Genomic DNA, 18,969 nt, shown 5'->3' with positions numbered 1-18,969 from the left:
ATCTATGACGCACCAGACACCGACCGAGCGGGATCGACTCGGTGAGCCCTCCGACCAGTGGAAACGGTATCAGGGTGCACCGACGGGGACGGATATCGAATGCAAGGGGTGGCGACAGGAGGCCGCGCTCCGGATGCTCAATAATAATCTCGACCCCGAGGTGGCCGAGAAGCCCGAGCGACTCGTCGTCTACGGGGGGACGGGCCGCGCCGCGCGCTCGTGGGACGCCTACGACGCCATCCTCGAGGAGCTTCGCGACCTGGAGGCCGACGAGACGCTGCTCGTCCAGTCCGGTAAGCCCGTCGGGCGGTTCCGGACCCACGAACGCGCTCCCCGCGTCCTCATCGCGAACTCGAATCTCGTGGGGAAGTGGGACACCTGGGAGCACTTCCACGAACTCGAAGCACAGGGGCTCATCATGTACGGTCAGATGACGGCGGGCTCGTGGGCGTACATCGGCACGCAGGGCATTCTCCAAGGAACGTACGAGACCCTCGCCGAAGCGGGCCGGCAGCATTTCCCGGACCGCGAGGGGCTCTCGGGAACCATCACCGTTACCGCGGGCCTCGGCGGGATGGGTGGCGCACAGCCCCTCGCGGTCACGATGAACGGCGGGGTCTGCATCGCCGCGGAGGTGGACGAAACCCGCATCGAGCGCCGCATCGAGACCGGCTACTGTCAGGCGCGCGCTGTGGACCTCGACGACGCCATCGTCCGCGCGAAGCAGGCCGCCGAGGCGGGTGACTCCCTCAGTATCGCGCTTCACATGAACGCCGCGGACATGCTGGAGGGGATGCTCGCGCGGGGGTTCGTCCCCGACCTGGTCACCGACCAGACGAGCGCCCACGACGAGTTGGAGGGCTACTACCCCTCCGGCTACACCGTCGCGGAGGCCGACGCCCTCAGGGAGGAGGACCCCGAGGCCTACGTCGAGGCCTCGCTCGACACGATGGTTCGGCACGTCCGGGCCATCGTCGCGCTCGACCGACAGGGTGCGGTCGCCTTCGAGTACGGCAACAACATCCGGGGGCAGGTCGCCGACCACCGGAACGTCGAGGACGCGTTCGACTTCCCGGGGTTCGTCCCGGCGTACATCCGGCCCCTCTTTTGTAAGGGACAGGGCCCCTTCCGCTGGGTCGCCCTCTCCGGGAACCCTGAGGATATCCACCGCACGGACGAGGCCGTCCTCGAGCTGTTCCCCGAGAAGGAGCATCTCGAACGCTGGATCGAGTTGGCCCACGAGCAGGTGCAGTTCCAGGGACTCCCCTCGCGGGTGTGCTGGCTCGGGTACGAGACTGATGAGGAGGGACTCACCGAGCGCGCGAAGTTCGCGCTGAAAATCAACGACCTCGTCCGTGAGGGGGAGATCTCCGCCCCGGTGGTCGTCACCCGCGACCACCTCGACGCGGGCTCTGTCGCCTCCCCACACCGCGAGACGGAGGCGATGCGCGACGGCTCCGATGCGGTCGCCGACTGGCCCATCCTCAACGCGCTGCTCAACTGCGCGGCGGGCGCGGATATCGTCTCGGTGCACGACGGCGGCGGCGTCGGCATCGGGAACGCCCTGCACACGAACAACCACGTCGTCCTCGACGGGTCGGAGCTCGCCGCGGAGAAAGCCCGAGCGGTGTTCACCACCGACCCCGGCATGGGCGTGGTTCGCCACGCCGACGCGGGCTACGAGGAGGCGCTCGAAACCGCGCGAGAGAACGGGGTCCACATCCCGATGGAGCGATGACGGACCCGAACGACGAGCTGTTCGGCGACGTTATGGAGACCAGCTCCATCGAGGCCGCGGCCGAGTACCCCGCCGTCGTCGTCGGGGAGCCCTACGATGGCGCCGTCATCGGCCGCCCCGGCGCAGCCGAGGCCCCGGACGCGATCCGGCAGGCCCTGGCGAGTGTGAAGACCCACCACTTCGAGGCCGGTCCCGTGGGGAGACTCGCCGACGTGGGGAACCTCCCTATCGCCCGTGAGACCGTGGCCGAGACACAGGACGCCATCGCCGAACAGGTGGCCCCGCTCTACGCCTCGTTCCCGGTCTTCCTCGGGGGCGACAACGCCTGTACCGTCGGCAACGTCACCCCCCTCCTCGACGACGCGACGGGGGTGATCTCCTTCGACGCGCATCTCGACTGCCGCGCCGGTGAGCCCTCCAGCGGGACCCCCTATCGTCAGCTTCGAGACCGGGGGCTCGACGCCCTCGCCGTCGTCGGCGCCCGGCACTTCGAGACCTCCACGCCCTACGCCGAGTACCTCGACGAGTGGGGAACGGTCGTCACCGCGGAGGCCGTGGGCCGGGATTCGGAAGACGCGCTCGACACGGCGTTCGACGCCCTCGACGGCGTCGAGCGGATCTTCCTCAGCCTCGACTGTGACGTGCTCGACGCGAGCGCCGCGCCCGGCGTCTCCGCGCCGACGCCGGGGGGCCTCACCACGCGGGAGCTGTTCTCGCTCCTCCACGAGGCCGCGAGCGACCCCCGCGTCGCCGGGTTCGAGGTGGTGGAGTGTGCCCCGCCGCTCGACAGGGAGGAGATGACCGTCCGGGCCGCCGCGCGTGCGGTCGCCCACGTGCTCGCGGGGGTGTCCCGATGATCGACCTCGTGGTTTACGGCGCGCGCGACCTGCTCGGCGACGAACGCCGCAGCGACGGCGCGGTCGCGGTCGAGGACGGGACCATCGCGGCGGTCGGCCCCTCCTCGGACGTCACCCGGGCGTACCCGCCCGAGAACGCCGTCCGGGCCATCGACGCCTCGGGGAAGACGGTCCTCCCCGGCTTCGTGGATTCGCACACCCACGCGCTGTTCGCGGGCGACCGGAGCGACGAGTTCGCCGCGAAACTCCGGGGCGAGAGCTATCAGGACATCCTCGCGAAGGGTGGCGGGATTCTCCGCACCGTCCGCGCCGTCCGCGAGGCCAGCGACGAGGAACTCCTCGCGGGGCTGCTGGACCGACTGGACACCGTGCTCGCGGGCGGGACCACGACCATCGAGATCAAATCGGGGTACGGCCTCGACGCGCGGACGGAGGCACGGATGCTCGAAATCCTCGGACTCGCGGACGAGCGCCACCCCGTGGACGTGGTCCCGACGTTCATGGGTGCCCACGCGATCCCCCAGGAAACGGACCCAGACGACTACGTCACCGAAGTCATCGACGAACAGCTCCCCGCCTGCGCCGACCGCGCCGAGTTCTGCGACGTGTTCTGCGAGGAGGGGGTGTTCTCGGTGGCACAGTCCCGAAGAATCCTCCGGGCCGGCATCGAACACGGGCTCACGCCGAAGGTTCACGCGGAGGAGCTGTCGCATCTCGGTGGCGCACAGCTCGCCGCCGAGCTCGGTGCGGCGAGCGCGGACCACCTGCTCCACGCCACCGACGAGGACGCCGACGCCATGGCAGAGGCGGGCGTCGTCCCGGTCTTCCTCCCCGGCACGGCGTTCGGGCTGGGGGCCGCGTACGCCGACCCCGGCCCATTCGCGGCACGCGGCCCGGTCGCCATCGCCTCCGACTTCAATCCGAACTGCTACGCCCCCGCGATGGGCTTCGCCATCACCCTCGCCTGCGTCGGGATGCGAATGGCCCCCGAGGCCGCCGTGCGGGCCGCGACGGAGGGCGGAGCGCTCGCCCTCGACAGGGACGACCGGGGCGTCATCCGCGAGGGCGCGGCCGCGGACTTCGTCGTCCTCGACTGCCCCTCGCTCGACCACGTCCCCTACCGCTTCGGCGCGACCCCCGTCGAGGCCGTCGTGAAGGGCGGCGAGGTGGTTCGATGATCCGCCTCGACGGCGAGTCGCTGACCATCGACGACGTGGTCCGGGTCGCCCGCGAGGACGAACCGGTCGCGCTCACGAGTGACGCCCGCGAGCGCGTGCGGGCCTCCCGCGAGCGTGTCGAGTCGGTGGTCGACACGGACGAGGCCGTCTACGGCGTGACGACGGGGTTCGGGGATCTGGTGAACACCCGGATCCCTCGGGACAAACGCGAGGAGCTCCAGGCGAACCTCGTGCGCTCGCACGCGACGGGCGCGGGCCGGCCGCTGGAGCGAGAAGAGGTCCGCGCCCTCCTTCTGACCCGCGCGAACGCCCTCTCGAAGGGGTATTCGGGGATTCGCGAGTCGGTCGTGGACCTCCTCATTGCGATGCTGAACGAGGGCGTCCACCCCGTCGTTCCCTCCCGGGGGAGCCTCGGGGCGTCGGGTGATCTCGCCCCGCTCGCGCACGTCGCCGTCGTTCTCATCGGGGAGGGCGAAGCCGACTACGAGGGAGAGTGGCTCTCGGGTGGGGAGGCGCTCGCCCGCGCTGGCTTCGAGCCGGTCACGTTGCAGGCGAAAGAGGGGCTGGCGCTCATCAACGGCACCCAGCTGACGGTGGGACTCGCCGCGCTCCTCGTCCACGACGCCGAACGACTCCTCCTCACGGCGGACGCGGCCGGGGCGCTCACCACGGAGGTGACGATGGGGAGCGTCGTGGCCTGCGACCCTGCGATTCAGCGCGTCCGACCGCACTCGGGGCAGGCCGAGAGCGCCGCGAACGTCCAGCGGTTCACCCGCGACTCCGCGGTCGTGGAATCCCACCGCAACTGCGACCGCGTGCAGGACGCCTACTCGATTCGGTGTCTCCCGCAGGTCCACGGCGCGGTCCGGGACGCGGTGGCCCATCTCCGCGAAGCCGTGGAGATCGAACTCAACTCGGCGACGGACAACCCCCTCGTCTTCCCGAACGGGGAGGTGGACCCGCGCGCCTCCGGGGGCGACGCCGCGGACATCGTCTCGGGCGGGAACTTCCACGGCGCGCCGCTTTCCCACCGGCTCGACTACGTCGCGGGGGCGCTCACGGACCTCGCCTCGATTTCGGAGCGCCGGACGGACCGCCTGCTCAATCCCCACATCCAGGAGGCCCACCTTCCTCCCTACCTTGCGCGGAATGCGGGGACGGAGTCGGGCCTGATGATCGCGCAGTACACCGCGGCCTCGCTGCTCGCGGAGTGTCGCGCGACGGGCCGTGCGGGGACCGATTCGACCCCCGTCTCCGGTGGGCAGGAGGACCACGTCTCGATGTCCGCGACCGCGGCGTACGGGGCGCGCCGCGTGCTGGAGAACGTCCGGCAGGTCGTCGCCGTCGAACTGCTCTGTGCTGCGGAGGCCGCGGAGTACGTCGAGGAGTCGCTTGGAACCGGGACGACCGCGCTCTACGAGGCGGTTCGGGAGCTGGTCCCGCCGCTCTCGGGTGACCGCTCGCTCGCGGGCGATATCGAGACGCTGGCGGCGCTCGTCGTCTCCGAAGAAATCGAAAATCGGATAGCGGATTAGGGCTCGGGCGTCGCCGTTTCCTCGCCGTCGAGGCTCTCGAGGGCGGTCAGCACGTGCTGGCGGTAGAACTCCGCCGGGTTCTCGTACTGCTCTGACGCCATCTTCGCGTACTCGTCGGTTTCGTCGAACGCCTCGATGCGGTCGAGGGTGCGCTGGGCCGTCTCGACGACCCACCGGTCACGCGTGTCCTCGTCGACGACGGTGATGGACTCCGGCCGGACGGAGACGTTCACGCTGCCGTCGTCGCGCTCGAAGGTGCGGGGTTTGCCGACGACCGCGACGTATGCGGGCGGCTCGAGCTCGCGGAGCATCGAGGTGGCTTCGGGCTGGTACTGCCCGGCGTAGACGAAGAACGTCCCCGTCGGGTCGACGATGCGGGCGCGCCAGTACTCCGAGTCGTCGCCCACGTCCTCCTTCTCGGTGAGCGTGCCGACGAGGAACACGCGGTTCGCCCGCTCCCCCGTGGGGAGCAGGGAGTAGACGGGCGCGCGCTCGTCGTCGCTCTCTTTGAACGTGTAGCCGGCGTCGTTGAACTCCGCGGCGAAGACGCGCCGGGCGACCTCTCGGGTGGGAACTGCACTCATTACTGGGACCTCGCTTTGATCAGCATCTGTTCGGTGTCCGGTGCGCCGAGCCGCTCGATGTCGTTCGCGAGGACGTAGCGCCCGAGGGTGGGGCCGCTCACGCGGTAGTACTGCCCCAGCACCTTGGTGCGCATCTCGTCCGCGACGACGGTGGTGTCGAGGGCGTCCATCGCCATCTCCTTCGCCTCCGCGAGGGTGATGCCGGTGAGCTCCTCGGTGGACTCCTCGTTGAAGATGACCTCGTGGACCTCCTCGCCGTCGTCCAGCACGCCCTTGATACGGAGGTCGAACTCGCCGTCGACCTCGCCGTGTTCGTTACACCGCCCGTTCTGGAGGACGCGGGTACACCCCTCCTCGGGACAGCGCTTGATGAGCCCGGAGCCGGACTGGATGTCGACGAGCGCGCCCTCGACCTCCGTCGAGTCGTCGCCCACCTCGATCTCCTCGTCCAGCTCGGTGATGGTCGTCGTCCGGTTCAGCTTCACGGAGTAGCGACCCTGGTACTCGTCGGTGACGACGTTCTGGAGGGAGTAGCTCTTCCCCTCCTCCAGCTCGGGGAGCTCGCTGGTGGCGAACGAGACGAACTTCACCGTCCCGGATTCATCCCCGAGCAGGCCGACCTGCGAGATGGACTCGGAGTTGGGGTCCCACAGCTGGGCCACTTTCACGCGGAGGTCGACCCACTGTTCGTCCCGGTCGATCTCGCTCGCGAGGACCGTCTCGTTGCCACCGCCGGAGCCACCGCCCAGCTGGTCGCGGTCCATCCCGGCCTCTTCGAGGTAGCGGGAGATGACGCTGCGGCGCGCCTCGTCGGCGGGCACCTTGTACTCGTTGACGAGCGTCTTGAGACGCTCCTGTACGTCCTCGACGGTGATGTCGAGGCGATCTGAAAACTGCTCGTGTATCTCTTGGGCGTGCTGTTGCACGTTCATTGGTGTTCACGCCTCCGCTTCGTTTTCAATGGGAGGCATACGACGCTTGGTGCTGGATGATATAAAAATCTCCGCAAGCGGGGTGAAAGTGTTACTCGCGGACGGCAGCGGGCCCGTCCCATTCGCCCTCGAGGAGGCCGTAGCGCTCCCGATTCCGGTACGCGCCGTCGGCGAACACGTCGTCCCGGCTCACCCCCTCGTGGGTGAACCCGAGGCGCTCGCAGAGGGCGATGGAGGCCTCGTTCGCCGAGTCGATGCTCGCGCTGATGCGATGGAGTCTGAGGTCCGCAAAGCCGTAGTCGATGAGATGGGCGCACGCCTCGGCGGCGTACCCCTCGCCCCACGCCTTCGGGTGGAGCCACGCGCCGAGGTTCGCCCACCCTCGCGCGTCGTTGATGGGGGCGAGCTGGACGCTCCCGACGGCTTCACCCTGCTGGTCGCCCGTCTTCGGCACGACCAGAAGCGTGACGTTGTCCGGGTTTCCGTCGTACTGCTCGTAGAGGTCGTCGTACTCGTCCGCGGTGGTGGGTGTCCGGAAGGTGTCGATATACCTCCTGATATCGGGGTGATTGAGCCCCGTGCGGAGGAACGCCTTGTCCTCTTCCTCGGCGGTCTTCAGTTCGAGTCGCGGCGTGTCGATGAACAGCTGTCCTGGCATCTTCTGTGAAATCTGCGGTCGGTCGAAAGACGATACGGGGCGAACTCAGACGGCGAAAACGGGCATACCGGCCCTGCCGCGGGCTGGCACAAAAGCGTTCGGCGGGGCTGGTACTCATTCACGCGGCCGACGGGTCTTTACTCGCGGCTCTCGATTCCCCGATATGAGCAACCGCCGTCGCCTCGCCGCCCTCCTCCGGCAGAAGCTCCGGCAGGCGGGCCGGGGCTACGAGGAGACGCGCCGCGCCTACCGCGAGGGGAAAGCGGCCTCGCTCGGGCTCCCCACCGACGCGGACGGGGACGCCCGCATCGTCTGCCGGCGCTACGCCGAGCGCCGGACCGTCGCGCTCGACTCGAAGGCCCGCCCCGAGTGTTTCGAGGCCGGGCACCCCGACTGCGAGGGCTGTGTGGAGGACATCCGGTCCGGAGAGGTCGAGACGTGGCGCGAGTAGCCGTCGTCCTCGCTGGCGGGACCGGCACCCGGCTCTACCCCGCGAGCACCGACGCGACCCCCAAGCAGTTCCGGGCGTTCGGGTTCGACGACTCGCTGCTCGCGCGGACGGTCGACCGCGCCCGTGCGTGCGCGGACGAGGTGTACGTCCTCACTCGCGAGGCGTTCGCCGACCGGATCCACGAGCACGCTCCCGACGTGGGCGTGCTCGTCGAGCCGGAGCCGAAGGACACCGGGCCGGCATTGGCGTACGCGGCCCGTCGAATCGACGAGCTGCACGACGACGCGGTCATGCTCTGTCTCCCCGCCGACCACCACATCGCCGGCGACTACGCCCCCGTCTTCGACCGCGCGACGGCGGTGGCCCGGGAGACGGACGGGCTCGTCACCCTCGGTGTCGAACCCACCCGGGACGCGACGGGCTACGGCTACATCCAGCCCGGCGCGGACCACGGCCGGTACTTCTCGGTAAGCGCGTTCCACGAGAAACCCGACGCTGACACCGCCGCGCGCTACCGCGAGGAGGGGTATCTCTGGAACGCGGGCATCTTCGCGTGGACGCCCGAGGCGTTCCTCGAAGCGTGTGAGGGCACGGAACTGGAGCCCATCGCGACTGCCGACGACCCACGGGACGGGTTCGCCGCGGCCGAGGCCGTGAGCGTCGACTACGCCGTGCTCGAATCCTCTGACGAGGTGCTCGTCGTCCCCGCTACGTTCGACTGGGACGATCTGGGCGCGTGGGATTCTCTCGCCCGGATTCTGGAGGGAGAGAACGCCACCCTCGGCGACACCCTCGCCATCGACGCCAGCGACAACGTCCTCGCTGCGGGCGAAGGGATGTCGGTCTCGGCACTCGGCGTCTCCGACCTCGTCGTCGCGGCCTACGACGGGAACGTGGTCGTCCTTCCCAAGAGCGAGGCCCAGCGGGTGCGAGAGATCGTCGAGTCGCGGTAGTCTTCCTACGAGCGCATCGACCCGCCGTCGAGGGGGAGTGCGACCCCGTTCACGTACGAGGCGCGGTCGCTGGAGAGCCACGCGACCGCCTCCCCGAGTTCGGTGGGATCGCCGATGCGTTCGAGCGGGATGTCCTCGCCCCAGGCTTCCAGGCCCTCCTCGTAGGAGTCGAACTCGCCGCGGTCGACGGCCTGTTCGACCAGCTCCTGGATTCGAGCGGTCTCGTGGGCCGCAGGGAGGACGGCGTTCACTCGGATCTCGGGACCGAACTCGCGGGCCTGAGTCTTCATCAGGCCGATGACGGCACGACGCACGGAGTTCGAGAGCACGAGTCCGTCGATGACCTCCTTCACCGAGGCGGAGGTGATGTTGACGATGGTGCCGCCGTTCTCCATCAGGTGGGGGTGGGCGGCCTTCGTCGTCCAGACGACGCTCATCACGAGCAGGTCGTAGGCGGTGTACCACTCGTGTTCCGTGGTCTCGAGGAACGGGCCGGAGGGGGGGCCACCGGCGCTCGTGACGACGTGGTCCAGCCGGCCGAAGGCGTCGACCGTCTCGTCGACGAACGCCTCCACGGCCTCGCGGTCGGTGATGTCCGCCCGGACGGTGAGCACGTCGCCGTCGCCCGCGGCCTCGAGGCGCTCCTTCGCGTCGTCGAGTTTCTCCTGCGTGCGGCCACAGACCGCCACGTCACACCCCTCGCGGGCGAGCGCCGCTGCGCTGGCCAGTCCGAGCCCGTCGCTGCCTGCCGTGACGAGCGCTGCGTGCCCGTCGATTCGGAAGTCCATGGGACACCCACTCGGGCGAGGCTGAAAAATCAGGGCGTCCGGACGTTGACACGTCCGTCGCTCGTGACGCCGACGACGATGTCGTGGCGCACCTCGCGCCCGTGGACCGCGTCGCCGGCCGTCTCGCTCACGAGTTGCATGAGCTCGGGGGCGGTGTGGGTCACCTTCACCCCGGCCTCGTCGCAGGCGGTGAACACCTTGTTCGGGACCGCATACAGGTCCGTCCCCGCCTCCACCGTGAGCCGGACGGGCGCGGTGAGCGCCTCCGCGAACGCCAGCGTCTCCTTCGCCTTCTTCACGTTCTCGCGGGCGCTGGACTCCACGCTGGAGACGTTCGCCCGGGACGTGCCCAGATGCTCCGCGATGGTCCGCTGCTGGATGCCCCGCTCGCGGAGCGCGAGGATCTCGGCCTGCCGGCGCGTCAACACGCTCTCGTCGGCGTCGAAGCCCAACTCCGAGAGGAGCGCGTCCACGTCCGGGAGCGTCATTACGAGCCCCAGAAGTTGTCGCGGCTGCCCAGCCGCTCGCGGCGCTCCCGGCGGCGACTTCCCCGCCCGGAGTCGTCGTCCGTCTCGTCCTCGCCGTCGGCCTCCGTCTCGTCCTCGCCGTCGGGGTCCCACTCCAGCCGCTCGACCTCCTCCGCGCGGGCGTGGTTCGACCGCACGTGCGTGATCTTCACCTTCGCGCGGGCGTCCGGCAGGATACCGTCGACCATCACGATGAACCCGTCCTCGGTGCGGCCGACGCCGGCACCGCTCTCGTGGATGTCCTCGACGGTGACGATGACCTCCTCGCCGGGCTTCACCGGCTGCTGTTTCAGGTCGCGAATGGGCTGGCTGTAGTGGTTACACCACTCGGCACCCCCGCGGTCGCCGTAGTGTGTACACCCCATCCCTTCGATTCGTTCGGTGAAGCTGGGGCAGTCGTCCGCAAGTGGGCAGTCCGGCATGTCCGACCCTTACAGGCGGGACGATTAAACGCTTGTGGGTACGTATCTGTCCCGAAACGGCCGATTTCGGGCGACTCAGGCCGGTTCCGGGAGCGAAACCCTTTCCGCGGTGCCACCCCCATCTCGGGTATGTCGACGGCCCGCCGCGTCCCCGAAGCCGCCCTCCTCGTCGGCCTCGTCCTCGCCTTCTCCGTCGTCCTCTTCTTCCTCCTCTTCGGCGGGCCGCCGCTCGTCACCGCGCTCATCGCCCTCGCGCTGCTCTACGGCTTCGCCGCCTACGCCGTCGTCCACGACGACGACCCCGCATCCGTCCTGCTCCCCACGCCCGTGCTCGCCGCCGCGGCCCTCCTCGCGCTGCTGCTCGTCGTCCTCGGTGTCGTCGTCGGGCAGCCGCTGTTCGGCCTCCTCGTCGGCTTCGTCGCCGTCGTGCCCCCCGCGATGTACCACACCCACTACGGCGACCCCGTGAATCCGCTCTCCGTGCGCGCCACGCTCGCGCTCGGGGGCGTTGGCGCGCTCGCCTGCCTGCTCGCGGGCGTGGCGCTCGAGGACCCCCTCGTCGGCGCGGTGGACGCGGTCGTCGTCGCCCTCGCGACGGCCGACTATCAGGACACTCGGGGGGAGAAACTCGACGAACTCGTGGAGTTCGTCGCCGTCAGCGTCTGCTTCGGCGGGGCCGCGCTCGCGGTCCTCTACTTCGTCCTCGTCGCGGGCCGCCCGGAAGACGGCATCCTCGTGGCGGGCGCGCTGCTCGTGGTGGGTGCGTACTTCGCGATGGAGTCAGCTACCCACGACTGAAGTCGTGGGCTTGGATGGGGTCGCACCGAGTCCCCAGAGCCAATTTAATTATCGGTGGGCGATGGCCCCCGATGTCAGGGCTGGCTGACGGACAGCCCATTCCTGCCAACACATCTGGCTGTCAGGAACTCCCAATCTATCCAGGGGCCGCCAATAAAACCATTACCCATCGCTGCTGTGTCGGCCTTCCTCCCACGGCTGAAGCCGTGGGCTTCCGGCCTTGCGTCAACTGTGAGAGCGAGATTCTACGCCAGCGGCGTCCGCTCGACGATGGTCCGCATCCCACCTTTTTTCGGTTCGGGTGTGCTTCGCACACCACTCACCGCAAAAACCTGGACGAAAAAAGCCCGGACGCTCGTGGTACTCGCGTCCGGTGCTGCCGCGCCCTTCGGGCGCTATAGGATTACGCCAGCGGCGTCCGCTCGACGATGGTCCGCATCCCACCTTTTTCCGGTTCGGGTGTGCTTCGCACACCACTCACCGCAAAAACCTGGACGAAAAAAGCCCGGACGCTCGTGGTACTCGCGTCCGGTGCTGCCGCGCCCTTCGGGCGCTATAGGATTACGCCAGCGGCGTCCGCTCGACGATGGTCCCGTCGTACGTCGGGTACTGCTCGACGATTTCGCCTTTCTCGACGTCGCCCTCCTCGACCATCTCCTCCAGGAGCCACCACGCCAACTCGACGTGGTTCGTCTTCACCGTGTAGAACTCCTCGGGGACGCCGAGTTCCTGGAGGCGTTCTTCCGTCTCCCAGGTCTTGCCGTAGACGAGGGTCCCGTCGTCGGTGATGTCGTCGAACTCCCGGCGGATGTTCTTCGCCATGCGCTTCAGCCGGGAGCGGTGCTGGGCGGCGTCTTTGAACACCGAGGTACAGAAGTAGACGCGCTCGTGGTCCGCCATCTCTTCCAGGATGTTGTGGCTCCCGTCGACGGCGCTCATGTGGCCTTCGCGGAGCTCGTACCCCTCGGCCTGCATCCGCTCGTAGTTGCCGTCGGACATCTCGAACTCGTTGATGTTGCAGAACTCGGCGGCGCCCTCGTCCAAAAAGTCGAGGAACTCCGGCTCCGCGCGGATGCCCGGAATCTCGAAGGCGGGGGTCAGGCCCTCCTCGCGGGCGATGTAGAGGATCTCCTCCCACTCCGTGCCGTGGAGGTCGCCCCACAGCTCGTAGGGCGGGTGGAAGCGGATCTCGTCGAGGCCGGCCTCCGCGAGCCGGCGCATGTTCTCGCGGCCACCCGTGATGCCCGTGTAGAGGTGGGTGTGGTGGTCCTCGCCGAACTCGTCTTTGAGCAGGCGAAGGTAGCGACAGGTCTTCTCCATCGCTTCCTGCGGTTCTCCGCCCGTGATCGAGGTGCCGAGCGCGCTCATGCGCTTTGCCTCCTCTAAGATCTCCTCGTCGTTCTCGATGGGTCGCTCGTTGGCGTACGTCTGCGTGACGTTCTTCCGGTTCTCACCGAGCGGGCAGTAGAAACAGTCGCGCTGGTCGCAGTAACCGTAGACGAAGAGCACCATCTTCCCCCCTTCCGCGCACTGTTCACAGCCCTTCGAAATCATTCGTCTGCCTCTCTGTCCGGGAGCGGGAAAAGTCGTGCGTTCCACGCCCGGGCGTGTGTGGCCCTCACGCGGTCGCGTGGTGTTCCTGCCGGGCGTAGCGCCCCTCGTAGGTCGCTTCGGTGAGGATGTGGCCCTTCATCGCGGCGTTGAGCTGCTCGCCGGTGGCGCCCGCGTCGAGGTCGAGGACCGTATCGAGCGCGAACACCCGGAAACGGTAGCGGTGCGGGTCGTCGGCTGTCGGGGGGCAGGGCCCACCGTAGCCGGTCTTGCCGAAGCCGTTCGTTCCCTGCGGGGCGTTGGCGAGGCTGGCGACGCGGGGGACGGGCGCGATGCCCCGGTCGACCCTCCGCGTCTCGGGCGGGACGTTCCAGACGGCCCAGTGGACGAACGGTTTCGGGGTCGGCGCCACGGGGTCGTCGACGAGCACGGCGAGCGACTGCGCGCGCGGGGGGACTCCGGAGATCTCGAGTGCCGGCGACACGTCGACGCCGTCGCAGGTGTACTCCGGTGGGATGGTCCCCTCGTCCTCGAATGCGGGCACGCGGACGGTGAACCCGGTCACGAGGTCGGTGGTGTCGGTGTGTGTCCCCATAGCTTCCCATACGCAGTGGGTGGTAATGACTCACACGGGCGAGGGTGGCGGCTATTTAGGGGTTCGGTCCACAGCCAGGGTATGGACGCCCTCGCCCGCCGGCGGGCCATCGCCGTGGTGTTCGCCGTCGTCTTCATCGACCTGCTGGGCTTCTCCATTGTCATCCCCATCCTCCCGTTTTACACGCGCTTTTTCGGGGGGAACGAGCTCGTCATCGGCGCGCTCGCGGCCACCTACTCGCTGATGCAGTTCCTGTTTGCCCCCCTGCTCGGGTCGCTCTCCGACAGGTACGGCCGCCGCCCCGTTCTCATGCTCTCCGTCTCGGGAAGCGTCGTCGCGTGGACGCTGTTCGGGCTGGCGAACGGCCTCACGCTCCTGTTCGTCGCCCGCGGGCTGGCGGGCGCGATGGGCGGGAACATCGCCACCGCACAGGCCTACATCGCCGACATCACGCCACCCGAGGAGCGGGCGAGGGCGCTCGGCCTGCTGGGCGCCGCGTTCGGCCTCGGCTTCATCTTCGGGCCCGGCATCGGCGCGGTGCTCTCGTTCGACGCCGTCGTCGCCTTCGTCGACGGGGTCGTCCCCGATATCGTCCCCATCACGCGCTTCTCGCTGCCGGCGTTCGCGGCCGCCTTCGCCTCCCTGTTCGCGGTCATCCTCGCCTACTTCCGGCTCCCCGAATCCCGCGTGAAAGCCGAGGGCGCACGCCAGTCGCAGTGGGCCCAGCTCGTGGAGGCGCTCCGGAACGCGGACGTTCGGGGCCTGCTGGTCTCGTTTTTCCTCCTCTCCTTTGCCTTCTCGGGCGTCCAGATCATGTTCATCCCGTTCGTCGCCGACATCTACGGGTATACGGAGTCGCAATCCGCCCTCCTGCTGACGTATATCGGCGTCCTCGCCGTCATCGTCCAGGGGGTGCTCATCGGGCCCCTGACGAGGCGATACTCGGAGAAGTCGCTCACGCTCGCGAGCATGGGGCTGCTCGCGCTCGCGCTCGGGGGGATCCCGCTCACGCCGGAGCTCGGCGTGCTGTTCCCGGATCTCACGGGCCTCGTCGGCTTTCTCACCCCGGCGCTGCTCGCGCTGTTGTTCGTGCTGGGGCTGCTCGCGCTCGGCAACGGCGTGGTGAACGTCACGCTGACCGCGCTCGTCTCGGCGAAGGCCTCCAGCGACCGCCAGGGGAGCGCGTTCGGCCTGACGCAGGGGGCGGGGAGCCTCGCCCGCACCGTGGGTCCCGTCGTGATGGGTGCGGCGTACGCCGGGATCGACTACTGGGCGCCGTTCCTCCTGGGGACGCTCGTCCTCTTGCCGACGCTCGCGCTCGCGACGCGGCTCTCCACCGGGAGTGGGGAGACGGTTCCGGCCGACCCCGGCCACGTGCGGTGACTGTCGGACGACCGACACGGCCTTCTCCTCGCGTCGCCTTCCCTCCCGTATGCAGACACGTCGTCGCTTCCTCGCGGCTACGGGCCTCGCCGGCATCTCCTCGCTCGCCGGCTGTCTCGGCTTCCTCACCGGCACGGAACCGCTCACGTTCGCCGCCTCCCCCGTCTCGGTCTCCCCCGATGCCCGTTCGGGGACCGGCTACCGCGAGGTCCGGGTCGGCCCCCAGACCACCACCCAGACGGTCACCGTCGCCGGCCAGACGCGGGAGGTCGAGGTGACGAACCACGCGGCACAGTACGACCGGGAACTGAACCTCGCGGTCACGAGCACGCGGTTCGCCTCGTTCGTCGCGTTCTCCACGCCGCGGCTCTCGGTGGCGGGCCAGTCGCTCAACCCGCTCGCGGAGCTCTCGAACGAGGAGATCGCGAACATGGTCGCCGAGCAGGCGAACGTGCAGGACCTCTCCCGGACGGGCGAGCGGTCGGTTCCGATGCTCGGCACGACGGCGACGGTGGTCACCTACGAGGGGACGGCGACGCTCGGTGGGGTCCAGGCCGAGGTGCGGGTCCACCTCACCGACCCCGTCGAGGCGGGCGACGACCTGGTGCTCGGGCTCGCGGTCCACCCGCGACAGGTGGACGAACGCGCGCGCGTCGACCGGCTCTTGAGTGGGGTCACCCACGCGCCCGAAAGCAGTTAACCCCGGCCGGCATACTCCCGACCAATGCTGCTGGTGCTGTGCGTGGACTTAGACGACGACCTCGGCCGGAAGACCGGCATGGAGACGCCGGTCATCGGTCGGGAGTCGGTCCAGGACGCCGCGGTCGCGCTCGCCACCGCGGACCCCGAGGACTCCGACGTGAACGTCATCTTCGAGGGGATCCACATCCACGACAGCATCGTCGACGAGGCCGTCGAGGTGGCCGTCGTCACCGGCACCGCGACGGGTGACGTGGCCGCCAACCGCAAGGTGGGCGAGGAGATCGACCGCGTGCTCGCCTCGCTCCAGACGGGTGAGGACGTCCGCGCGCTCGTCGTCACCGACGGCGCACAGGACGAGTCGGTGATTCCCGTCATCCGCTCACGGGTCCCCATCGACGGGGTCCGCCGCGTCATCGTCCGGCAGGCGCAGAACCTCGAGTCGATGTACTACACCATCAAGCAGGTGCTCGACGACCCCGAGACGCGCGGCACGGTGCTCGTCCCCATCGGCATCCTGCTTCTCATCTATCCGGTGGCGACGCTCGCCGAGCAGTTCGGCCTCCCCGGCTCGTCGCTCGGCATCATCTCCGGGCTGCTCGGGCTCTACATCCTCTTTCAGGGGCTCGGGCTCGAACGCACCGTCGATCGGCTCGTCGAGCGCGCCCGCATCGCCCTCTACACGGGGCGGATGACGCTCATCACGAGCGTCGTCGCACTCGCACTCATGGCCGTGGGGATCGCCGGGGGGCAGGAGACGCTCGCATCGATTCCCGACCCGGACGTGGTCCGGACGGTCTCGGCGGTCGGCTACGGCGCGGTCGTCTGGTTCGCCCTCGCCGGCATCGTCGCCTCGCTCGGCCGGATCACCGACGAGTATCTCGCCGGGAGCTTCCGCTGGCGCTACCTGAACGCGCCCTTTTACGTCACGGCCATCGCCGTCGTCGTCCACGCGCTCTCGGCGTATCTGCTCGAGTTGCAGTTCGCCACGCTCTCGTATCTCGCCGGGGCACTCACCGCCGGCACCCTGCTGGGGCTCATCAGCACCCTCGCGTTCGCGGTCGCGGAACAGCGCTCGCCCCGCAAACCGGACTCGGAAGCCCCGAACTAGTGTCTCTTCGAGCCTGAAACTGTGGGTTTGGATCGCCGATATTCACCTGCTAAATACGAGGGACGTCTCTGACGCCGTGCGAGATACACAGCGTGAATGTTGCGGAATGGAATCGTAACCCTCCCCCTGATAATTTATAGTTGGTTTTCCTACGTTCTGTATGGGTAGTGATCACACGACACAGTGGAGTTCGGTTGAACAGTGGAGTCCGACCTTATTTCTCGTCGGCGGGAGCCTTTTGATCGGCCACGCTGCGATGTCCGCCGTTCACGCGTTCACTGACATAGTCACACCACCGGACGCATTCGTTACCACAGGTCATTTCGTCGCGCTCGTCGGGTTACTCGGACTCTATCCGGTACTCGCCAACAGGACGCCCAGGCTGGCACGGGCCGCTGCCGCCACAGGTGTGGTCGCACTCGTGAGCTGGTTCGTTATGACTGTCGTGCGCTTTTTCGAACTCGCTGGAATCGTCTCCTCATTAGGCGACGCGCTCCCAGATGTCTTTTTTGTCATCGTGCTCGCCTCAACGATCCTCACGTACGGCCTGTTCGGCGTTGCTACCCTGCGTATTGACAGTTCTCGGAGCATCGGTCTCCTCGTATTGGTCCCGAGCATCCTGACCGCCGCCCTGGTCGTTGATTCGGTCCTCACCGGCGTGTCCGCTCTGGATGGGGTGTTCATCGGGGGAGGACTGGCCCTGTCTATGATGGCGCTCGGATACACGCTCCGAACGTGGGACCGTCCGACAGACCACGCCGCCTCACCAAGCGATGTGGTCGCGGGGTGAAAAGCCATGTCTGACACGAGCGGGATCGGGTTTGATCGAGAGGCCGACACCGGGCCCGCCGACGAACACATATCCGAAGCCTTCGCGCTCCTCGGAAACGAGACGCGACTGAACATCTTGCTGGCGATTTGGGAGAAACAAGTCCCACTCGCAGAGGACAACACCGTACCGTTCTCTCGACTCTTCGAGCGAGTCAATTGCGATGACCGTGGGACGTTCAGCTATCACCTCGATCAACTCGAAGGGCAGTTCATCACTCAGCACACCGAACGCGGGGGATACGAACTCACGATTCCCGGGCTGAAACTGGTACGGACGATTATCGCGGGAACAGGAGTGAGTGACGCCACCCTTGAACCGACGGATATCGACCAGCCGTGTCCACTGTGTGATGCTCCGACGGAGATTGCCTACCGGGAGGGCGTCATGTTTCTCACCTGTACCGAGTGTGAGGGAGTAGCGCCCGGCAAAGCGGACATCGAGAGCGTGCTTCTGGGAAACTATTTCGAACCGGCGGGGGTGAATGGCAGATCTCCTGAGGAACTGCACGCCGCAAGCGTTGCTGCGTCAGTGCGACGCGCGCGGACCCTCTTCAATGGACTCTGCCCGACCTGTTCGGGGCCGGTTGTGGGGCGTCTTGAGTGTTGTCCGAACCACGAGCCAACCAGTGACTGCGCGAACTGCGGGCGAATAATCGGTGCGTGGGCACACCTCGAGTGCCGGATCTGCAAACATTACGCAGTCCCGAATCCGAAGTGGCTCGCGTTGTTCCACCCGGCAGTGGTCGCTCTCTACGATGACTATGGGGTGTCGCCGCGGGTCCACGCCGCCGATTTCCAGAGTGCGAGACGCGTCTTCGGTTTGGTGTATGATCACGAGCTGGACATCGTTTCCGTGAATCCGCCGCAAGTCACTGTCACAGCTGCTATCGACGGGAACGAGGTTCACCTGACCTTCGACGAGACCGCCAGCGTCGTTGATGTCCGTCGGTGAGCACGGTCTGATCGCTGGCCAGCTTTCGACGGACACCTCGTCTTCTCGAGATTGTTGTAAGGCCGCCACCAAGGAAATGTAAGATATATTATTGGAATATCATCCAAATGATATTTATTACATCTCACTCCCACAGTTGTGGTATCCCACCGCAGTCCAAGTAATTGGAACCGTGGGGGAAGACCAGCAAGATGGTATCGGCATCTCGGAAAAATTCGGTAGTGGTCTGGCGAGCACTCACTGATATCGTTGGGGAATACTCGCGTGTCCGTGATCTTCCAGCGACCCGACGCCACTCGGGATGAGAATCCGAATCGCCCGCCGCATCCGACTGAACCATACCAACTATGACACAACAGATAGCGTACTCGTCCGGCGTATCGTCACACGAACCGACCACTGACATCAGCGACAACAGTCCGGAGG

20 protein-coding genes are annotated in these 18,969 nt (G+C 67.6%); 12 read left to right on the top strand and 8 right to left on the bottom strand.

The window, feature by feature from the left end:
- Positions 1–4 precede the first annotated feature (4 nt).
- The 4 genes from hutU to hutH are packed head-to-tail and all read left to right on the top strand — an operon-like array spanning position 5 to position 5,308.
- Positions 5–1,738, top strand: coding sequence for a urocanate hydratase (gene hutU / locus ACQUQR_RS11150; RefSeq protein ID WP_435196555.1), 1,734 nt, complete (start codon positions 5–7; stop codon positions 1,736–1,738).
- The gene (gene hutG / locus ACQUQR_RS11145; RefSeq protein WP_435196554.1) at positions 1,735–2,595 is read left to right on the top strand and encodes a formimidoylglutamase; all 861 of its coding nucleotides are present in this window, start codon (positions 1,735–1,737) and stop codon (positions 2,593–2,595) included. Before hutU ends, hutG begins: the two co-directional genes overlap by 4 nt.
- Positions 2,592–3,773: an imidazolonepropionase gene (gene hutI / locus ACQUQR_RS11140; RefSeq protein ID WP_435196553.1), complete on the top strand. Its 1,182-nt coding sequence runs from the start codon at positions 2,592–2,594 to the stop codon at positions 3,771–3,773. The genes hutG and hutI overlap by 4 nt, the downstream gene beginning before the upstream one ends.
- On the top strand, positions 3,770–5,308 hold the full coding sequence (gene hutH / locus ACQUQR_RS11135; RefSeq protein WP_435196552.1) for a histidine ammonia-lyase: 1,539 nt from the start codon (positions 3,770–3,772) through the stop codon (positions 5,306–5,308). Before hutI ends, hutH begins: the two co-directional genes overlap by 4 nt.
- Here hutH and ACQUQR_RS11130 read toward each other — a convergent pair.
- The 3 genes from ACQUQR_RS11130 to ACQUQR_RS11120 all read right to left on the bottom strand — a co-directional run bounded on the left by ACQUQR_RS11130 (position 5,305) and on the right by ACQUQR_RS11120 (position 7,482).
- Complete coding sequence (locus ACQUQR_RS11130) at positions 5,305–5,892, bottom strand: RPA family protein (protein ID WP_435196551.1); 588 nt, start codon at positions 5,890–5,892, stop codon at positions 5,305–5,307. The genes hutH and ACQUQR_RS11130 overlap by 4 nt on opposite strands.
- On the bottom strand, positions 5,892–6,824 hold the full coding sequence (locus ACQUQR_RS11125; protein ID WP_435196550.1) for a replication factor A: 933 nt from the start codon (positions 6,822–6,824) through the stop codon (positions 5,892–5,894). The genes ACQUQR_RS11130 and ACQUQR_RS11125 overlap by 1 nt, the downstream gene beginning before the upstream one ends.
- A 91-nt stretch (positions 6,825–6,915) precedes the next feature.
- Positions 6,916–7,482 (bottom strand): GNAT family N-acetyltransferase, encoded by a 567-nt coding sequence (locus ACQUQR_RS11120; RefSeq protein ID WP_435196549.1) that lies wholly within the window; start codon positions 7,480–7,482, stop codon positions 6,916–6,918.
- A gap of 163 nt (positions 7,483–7,645) precedes the next feature.
- On the opposite strand from ACQUQR_RS11120, the gene ACQUQR_RS11115 reads away from it, so the two are divergent.
- Positions 7,646–7,933: a DUF7091 family protein gene (locus ACQUQR_RS11115; RefSeq protein WP_435196548.1), complete on the top strand. Its 288-nt coding sequence runs from the start codon at positions 7,646–7,648 to the stop codon at positions 7,931–7,933.
- Positions 7,921–8,886, top strand: a complete 966-nt coding sequence (locus ACQUQR_RS11110; protein ID WP_435196547.1) for a mannose-1-phosphate guanylyltransferase — start codon at positions 7,921–7,923, stop codon at positions 8,884–8,886. The genes ACQUQR_RS11115 and ACQUQR_RS11110 overlap by 13 nt, the downstream gene beginning before the upstream one ends.
- Positions 8,887–8,891: 5 nt before the next feature.
- Here the strand turns inward: ACQUQR_RS11110 and ACQUQR_RS11105 are convergent, their stop codons facing one another.
- Genes ACQUQR_RS11105 through ACQUQR_RS11095 form a run of 3 tightly spaced genes read right to left on the bottom strand, consistent with a single transcriptional unit; the run spans position 8,892 to position 10,623 of the window.
- Positions 8,892–9,674, bottom strand: a complete 783-nt coding sequence (locus ACQUQR_RS11105) for an SDR family oxidoreductase (protein ID WP_435196546.1) — start codon at positions 9,672–9,674, stop codon at positions 8,892–8,894.
- Between the two features lie 29 nt (positions 9,675–9,703).
- Complete coding sequence (locus ACQUQR_RS11100) at positions 9,704–10,162, bottom strand: Tfx family DNA-binding protein (protein WP_435196545.1); 459 nt, start codon at positions 10,160–10,162, stop codon at positions 9,704–9,706.
- Positions 10,162–10,623, bottom strand: coding sequence for a TRAM domain-containing protein (locus tag ACQUQR_RS11095; RefSeq protein ID WP_435196544.1), 462 nt, complete (start codon positions 10,621–10,623; stop codon positions 10,162–10,164). The genes ACQUQR_RS11100 and ACQUQR_RS11095 overlap by 1 nt, the downstream gene beginning before the upstream one ends.
- A gap of 129 nt (positions 10,624–10,752) precedes the next feature.
- Between ACQUQR_RS11095 and ACQUQR_RS11090 the strand changes: the two genes are divergently transcribed.
- Positions 10,753–11,421 carry a hypothetical protein gene (locus ACQUQR_RS11090; protein WP_435196543.1) on the top strand — a complete coding sequence of 223 codons (669 nt, stop codon included), beginning with the start codon at positions 10,753–10,755 and terminating at the stop codon, positions 11,419–11,421.
- A gap of 561 nt (positions 11,422–11,982) precedes the next feature.
- Here the strand turns inward: ACQUQR_RS11090 and ACQUQR_RS11085 are convergent.
- Together ACQUQR_RS11085 and ACQUQR_RS11080 are read right to left on the bottom strand one after the other, a co-directional pair.
- Positions 11,983–12,975: a radical SAM protein gene (locus ACQUQR_RS11085; RefSeq protein ID WP_435196542.1), complete on the bottom strand. Its 993-nt coding sequence runs from the start codon at positions 12,973–12,975 to the stop codon at positions 11,983–11,985.
- A 64-nt stretch (positions 12,976–13,039) separates the two neighbouring features.
- Positions 13,040–13,567: a YbhB/YbcL family Raf kinase inhibitor-like protein gene (locus ACQUQR_RS11080; protein WP_435196541.1), complete on the bottom strand. Its 528-nt coding sequence runs from the start codon at positions 13,565–13,567 to the stop codon at positions 13,040–13,042.
- An 81-nt stretch (positions 13,568–13,648) separates the two neighbouring features.
- Between ACQUQR_RS11080 and ACQUQR_RS11075 the strand changes: the two genes are divergently transcribed.
- The 5 genes from ACQUQR_RS11075 (at position 13,649) to ACQUQR_RS11055 (ending at position 18,543) form a co-directional block, all read left to right on the top strand.
- A complete protein-coding gene (locus ACQUQR_RS11075; protein WP_435196540.1) occupies positions 13,649–14,950 on the top strand; it encodes an MFS transporter in 1,302 nt (433 codons plus the stop codon).
- Positions 14,951–14,999: 49 nt separating this feature from the next.
- Positions 15,000–15,650, top strand: a complete 651-nt coding sequence (locus ACQUQR_RS11070) for a DUF6517 family protein (RefSeq protein ID WP_435196539.1) — start codon at positions 15,000–15,002, stop codon at positions 15,648–15,650.
- 24 nt (positions 15,651–15,674) lie between these two features.
- A complete protein-coding gene (locus ACQUQR_RS11065; protein ID WP_435196538.1) occupies positions 15,675–16,760 on the top strand; it encodes a DUF373 family protein in 1,086 nt (361 codons plus the stop codon).
- Positions 16,761–16,920: 160 nt separating this feature from the next.
- Positions 16,921–17,550, top strand: coding sequence for a hypothetical protein (locus ACQUQR_RS11060; protein ID WP_435196537.1), 630 nt, complete (start codon positions 16,921–16,923; stop codon positions 17,548–17,550).
- A gap of 6 nt (positions 17,551–17,556) precedes the next feature.
- Positions 17,557–18,543: a winged helix-turn-helix domain-containing protein gene (locus tag ACQUQR_RS11055; protein ID WP_435196536.1), complete on the top strand. Its 987-nt coding sequence runs from the start codon at positions 17,557–17,559 to the stop codon at positions 18,541–18,543.
- Positions 18,544–18,969 lie beyond the last annotated feature (426 nt).

The sequence above is a fragment of the Natronomonas sp. EA1 genome (assembly GCF_051195035.1).
Classification (GTDB): Archaea; Halobacteriota; Halobacteria; order Halobacteriales; family Haloarculaceae; genus JBNTJV01.
This window is presented reverse-complemented; position numbering and strand designations above follow the sequence as displayed.

Excerpts from the sequence above, each read along its gene's own strand:
- ACQUQR_RS11065 (WP_435196538.1), top strand. The coding sequence starts at position 15,675 with ATGCTGCTGGTGCTGTGCGTGGACTTAGACGACGACCTCGGCCGGAAG.
- ACQUQR_RS11080 (WP_435196541.1), bottom strand. The coding sequence starts at position 13,567 with ATGGGGACACACACCGACACCACCGACCTCGTGACCGGGTTCACCGTC.
- ACQUQR_RS11070 (WP_435196539.1), top strand. The coding sequence starts at position 15,000 with ATGCAGACACGTCGTCGCTTCCTCGCGGCTACGGGCCTCGCCGGCATC.
- ACQUQR_RS11055 (WP_435196536.1), top strand. The coding sequence starts at position 17,557 with ATGTCTGACACGAGCGGGATCGGGTTTGATCGAGAGGCCGACACCGGG.
- ACQUQR_RS11130 (WP_435196551.1), bottom strand. The coding sequence starts at position 5,892 with ATGAGTGCAGTTCCCACCCGAGAGGTCGCCCGGCGCGTCTTCGCCGCG.
- ACQUQR_RS11075 (WP_435196540.1), top strand. The coding sequence starts at position 13,649 with ATGGACGCCCTCGCCCGCCGGCGGGCCATCGCCGTGGTGTTCGCCGTC.
- ACQUQR_RS11090 (WP_435196543.1), top strand. The coding sequence starts at position 10,753 with ATGTCGACGGCCCGCCGCGTCCCCGAAGCCGCCCTCCTCGTCGGCCTC.
- ACQUQR_RS11115 (WP_435196548.1), top strand. The coding sequence starts at position 7,646 with ATGAGCAACCGCCGTCGCCTCGCCGCCCTCCTCCGGCAGAAGCTCCGG.
- ACQUQR_RS11060 (WP_435196537.1), top strand. The coding sequence starts at position 16,921 with ATGGGTAGTGATCACACGACACAGTGGAGTTCGGTTGAACAGTGGAGT.
- hutH (WP_435196552.1), top strand. The coding sequence starts at position 3,770 with ATGATCCGCCTCGACGGCGAGTCGCTGACCATCGACGACGTGGTCCGG.
- hutG (WP_435196554.1), top strand. The coding sequence starts at position 1,735 with ATGACGGACCCGAACGACGAGCTGTTCGGCGACGTTATGGAGACCAGC.
- hutI (WP_435196553.1), top strand. The coding sequence starts at position 2,592 with ATGATCGACCTCGTGGTTTACGGCGCGCGCGACCTGCTCGGCGACGAA.
- ACQUQR_RS11100 (WP_435196545.1), bottom strand. The coding sequence starts at position 10,162 with ATGACGCTCCCGGACGTGGACGCGCTCCTCTCGGAGTTGGGCTTCGAC.
- ACQUQR_RS11085 (WP_435196542.1), bottom strand. The coding sequence starts at position 12,975 with ATGATTTCGAAGGGCTGTGAACAGTGCGCGGAAGGGGGGAAGATGGTG.
- ACQUQR_RS11125 (WP_435196550.1), bottom strand. The coding sequence starts at position 6,824 with ATGAACGTGCAACAGCACGCCCAAGAGATACACGAGCAGTTTTCAGAT.
- ACQUQR_RS11095 (WP_435196544.1), bottom strand. The coding sequence starts at position 10,623 with ATGCCGGACTGCCCACTTGCGGACGACTGCCCCAGCTTCACCGAACGA.
- ACQUQR_RS11120 (WP_435196549.1), bottom strand. The coding sequence starts at position 7,482 with ATGCCAGGACAGCTGTTCATCGACACGCCGCGACTCGAACTGAAGACC.
- hutU (WP_435196555.1), top strand. The coding sequence starts at position 5 with ATGACGCACCAGACACCGACCGAGCGGGATCGACTCGGTGAGCCCTCC.
- ACQUQR_RS11105 (WP_435196546.1), bottom strand. The coding sequence starts at position 9,674 with ATGGACTTCCGAATCGACGGGCACGCAGCGCTCGTCACGGCAGGCAGC.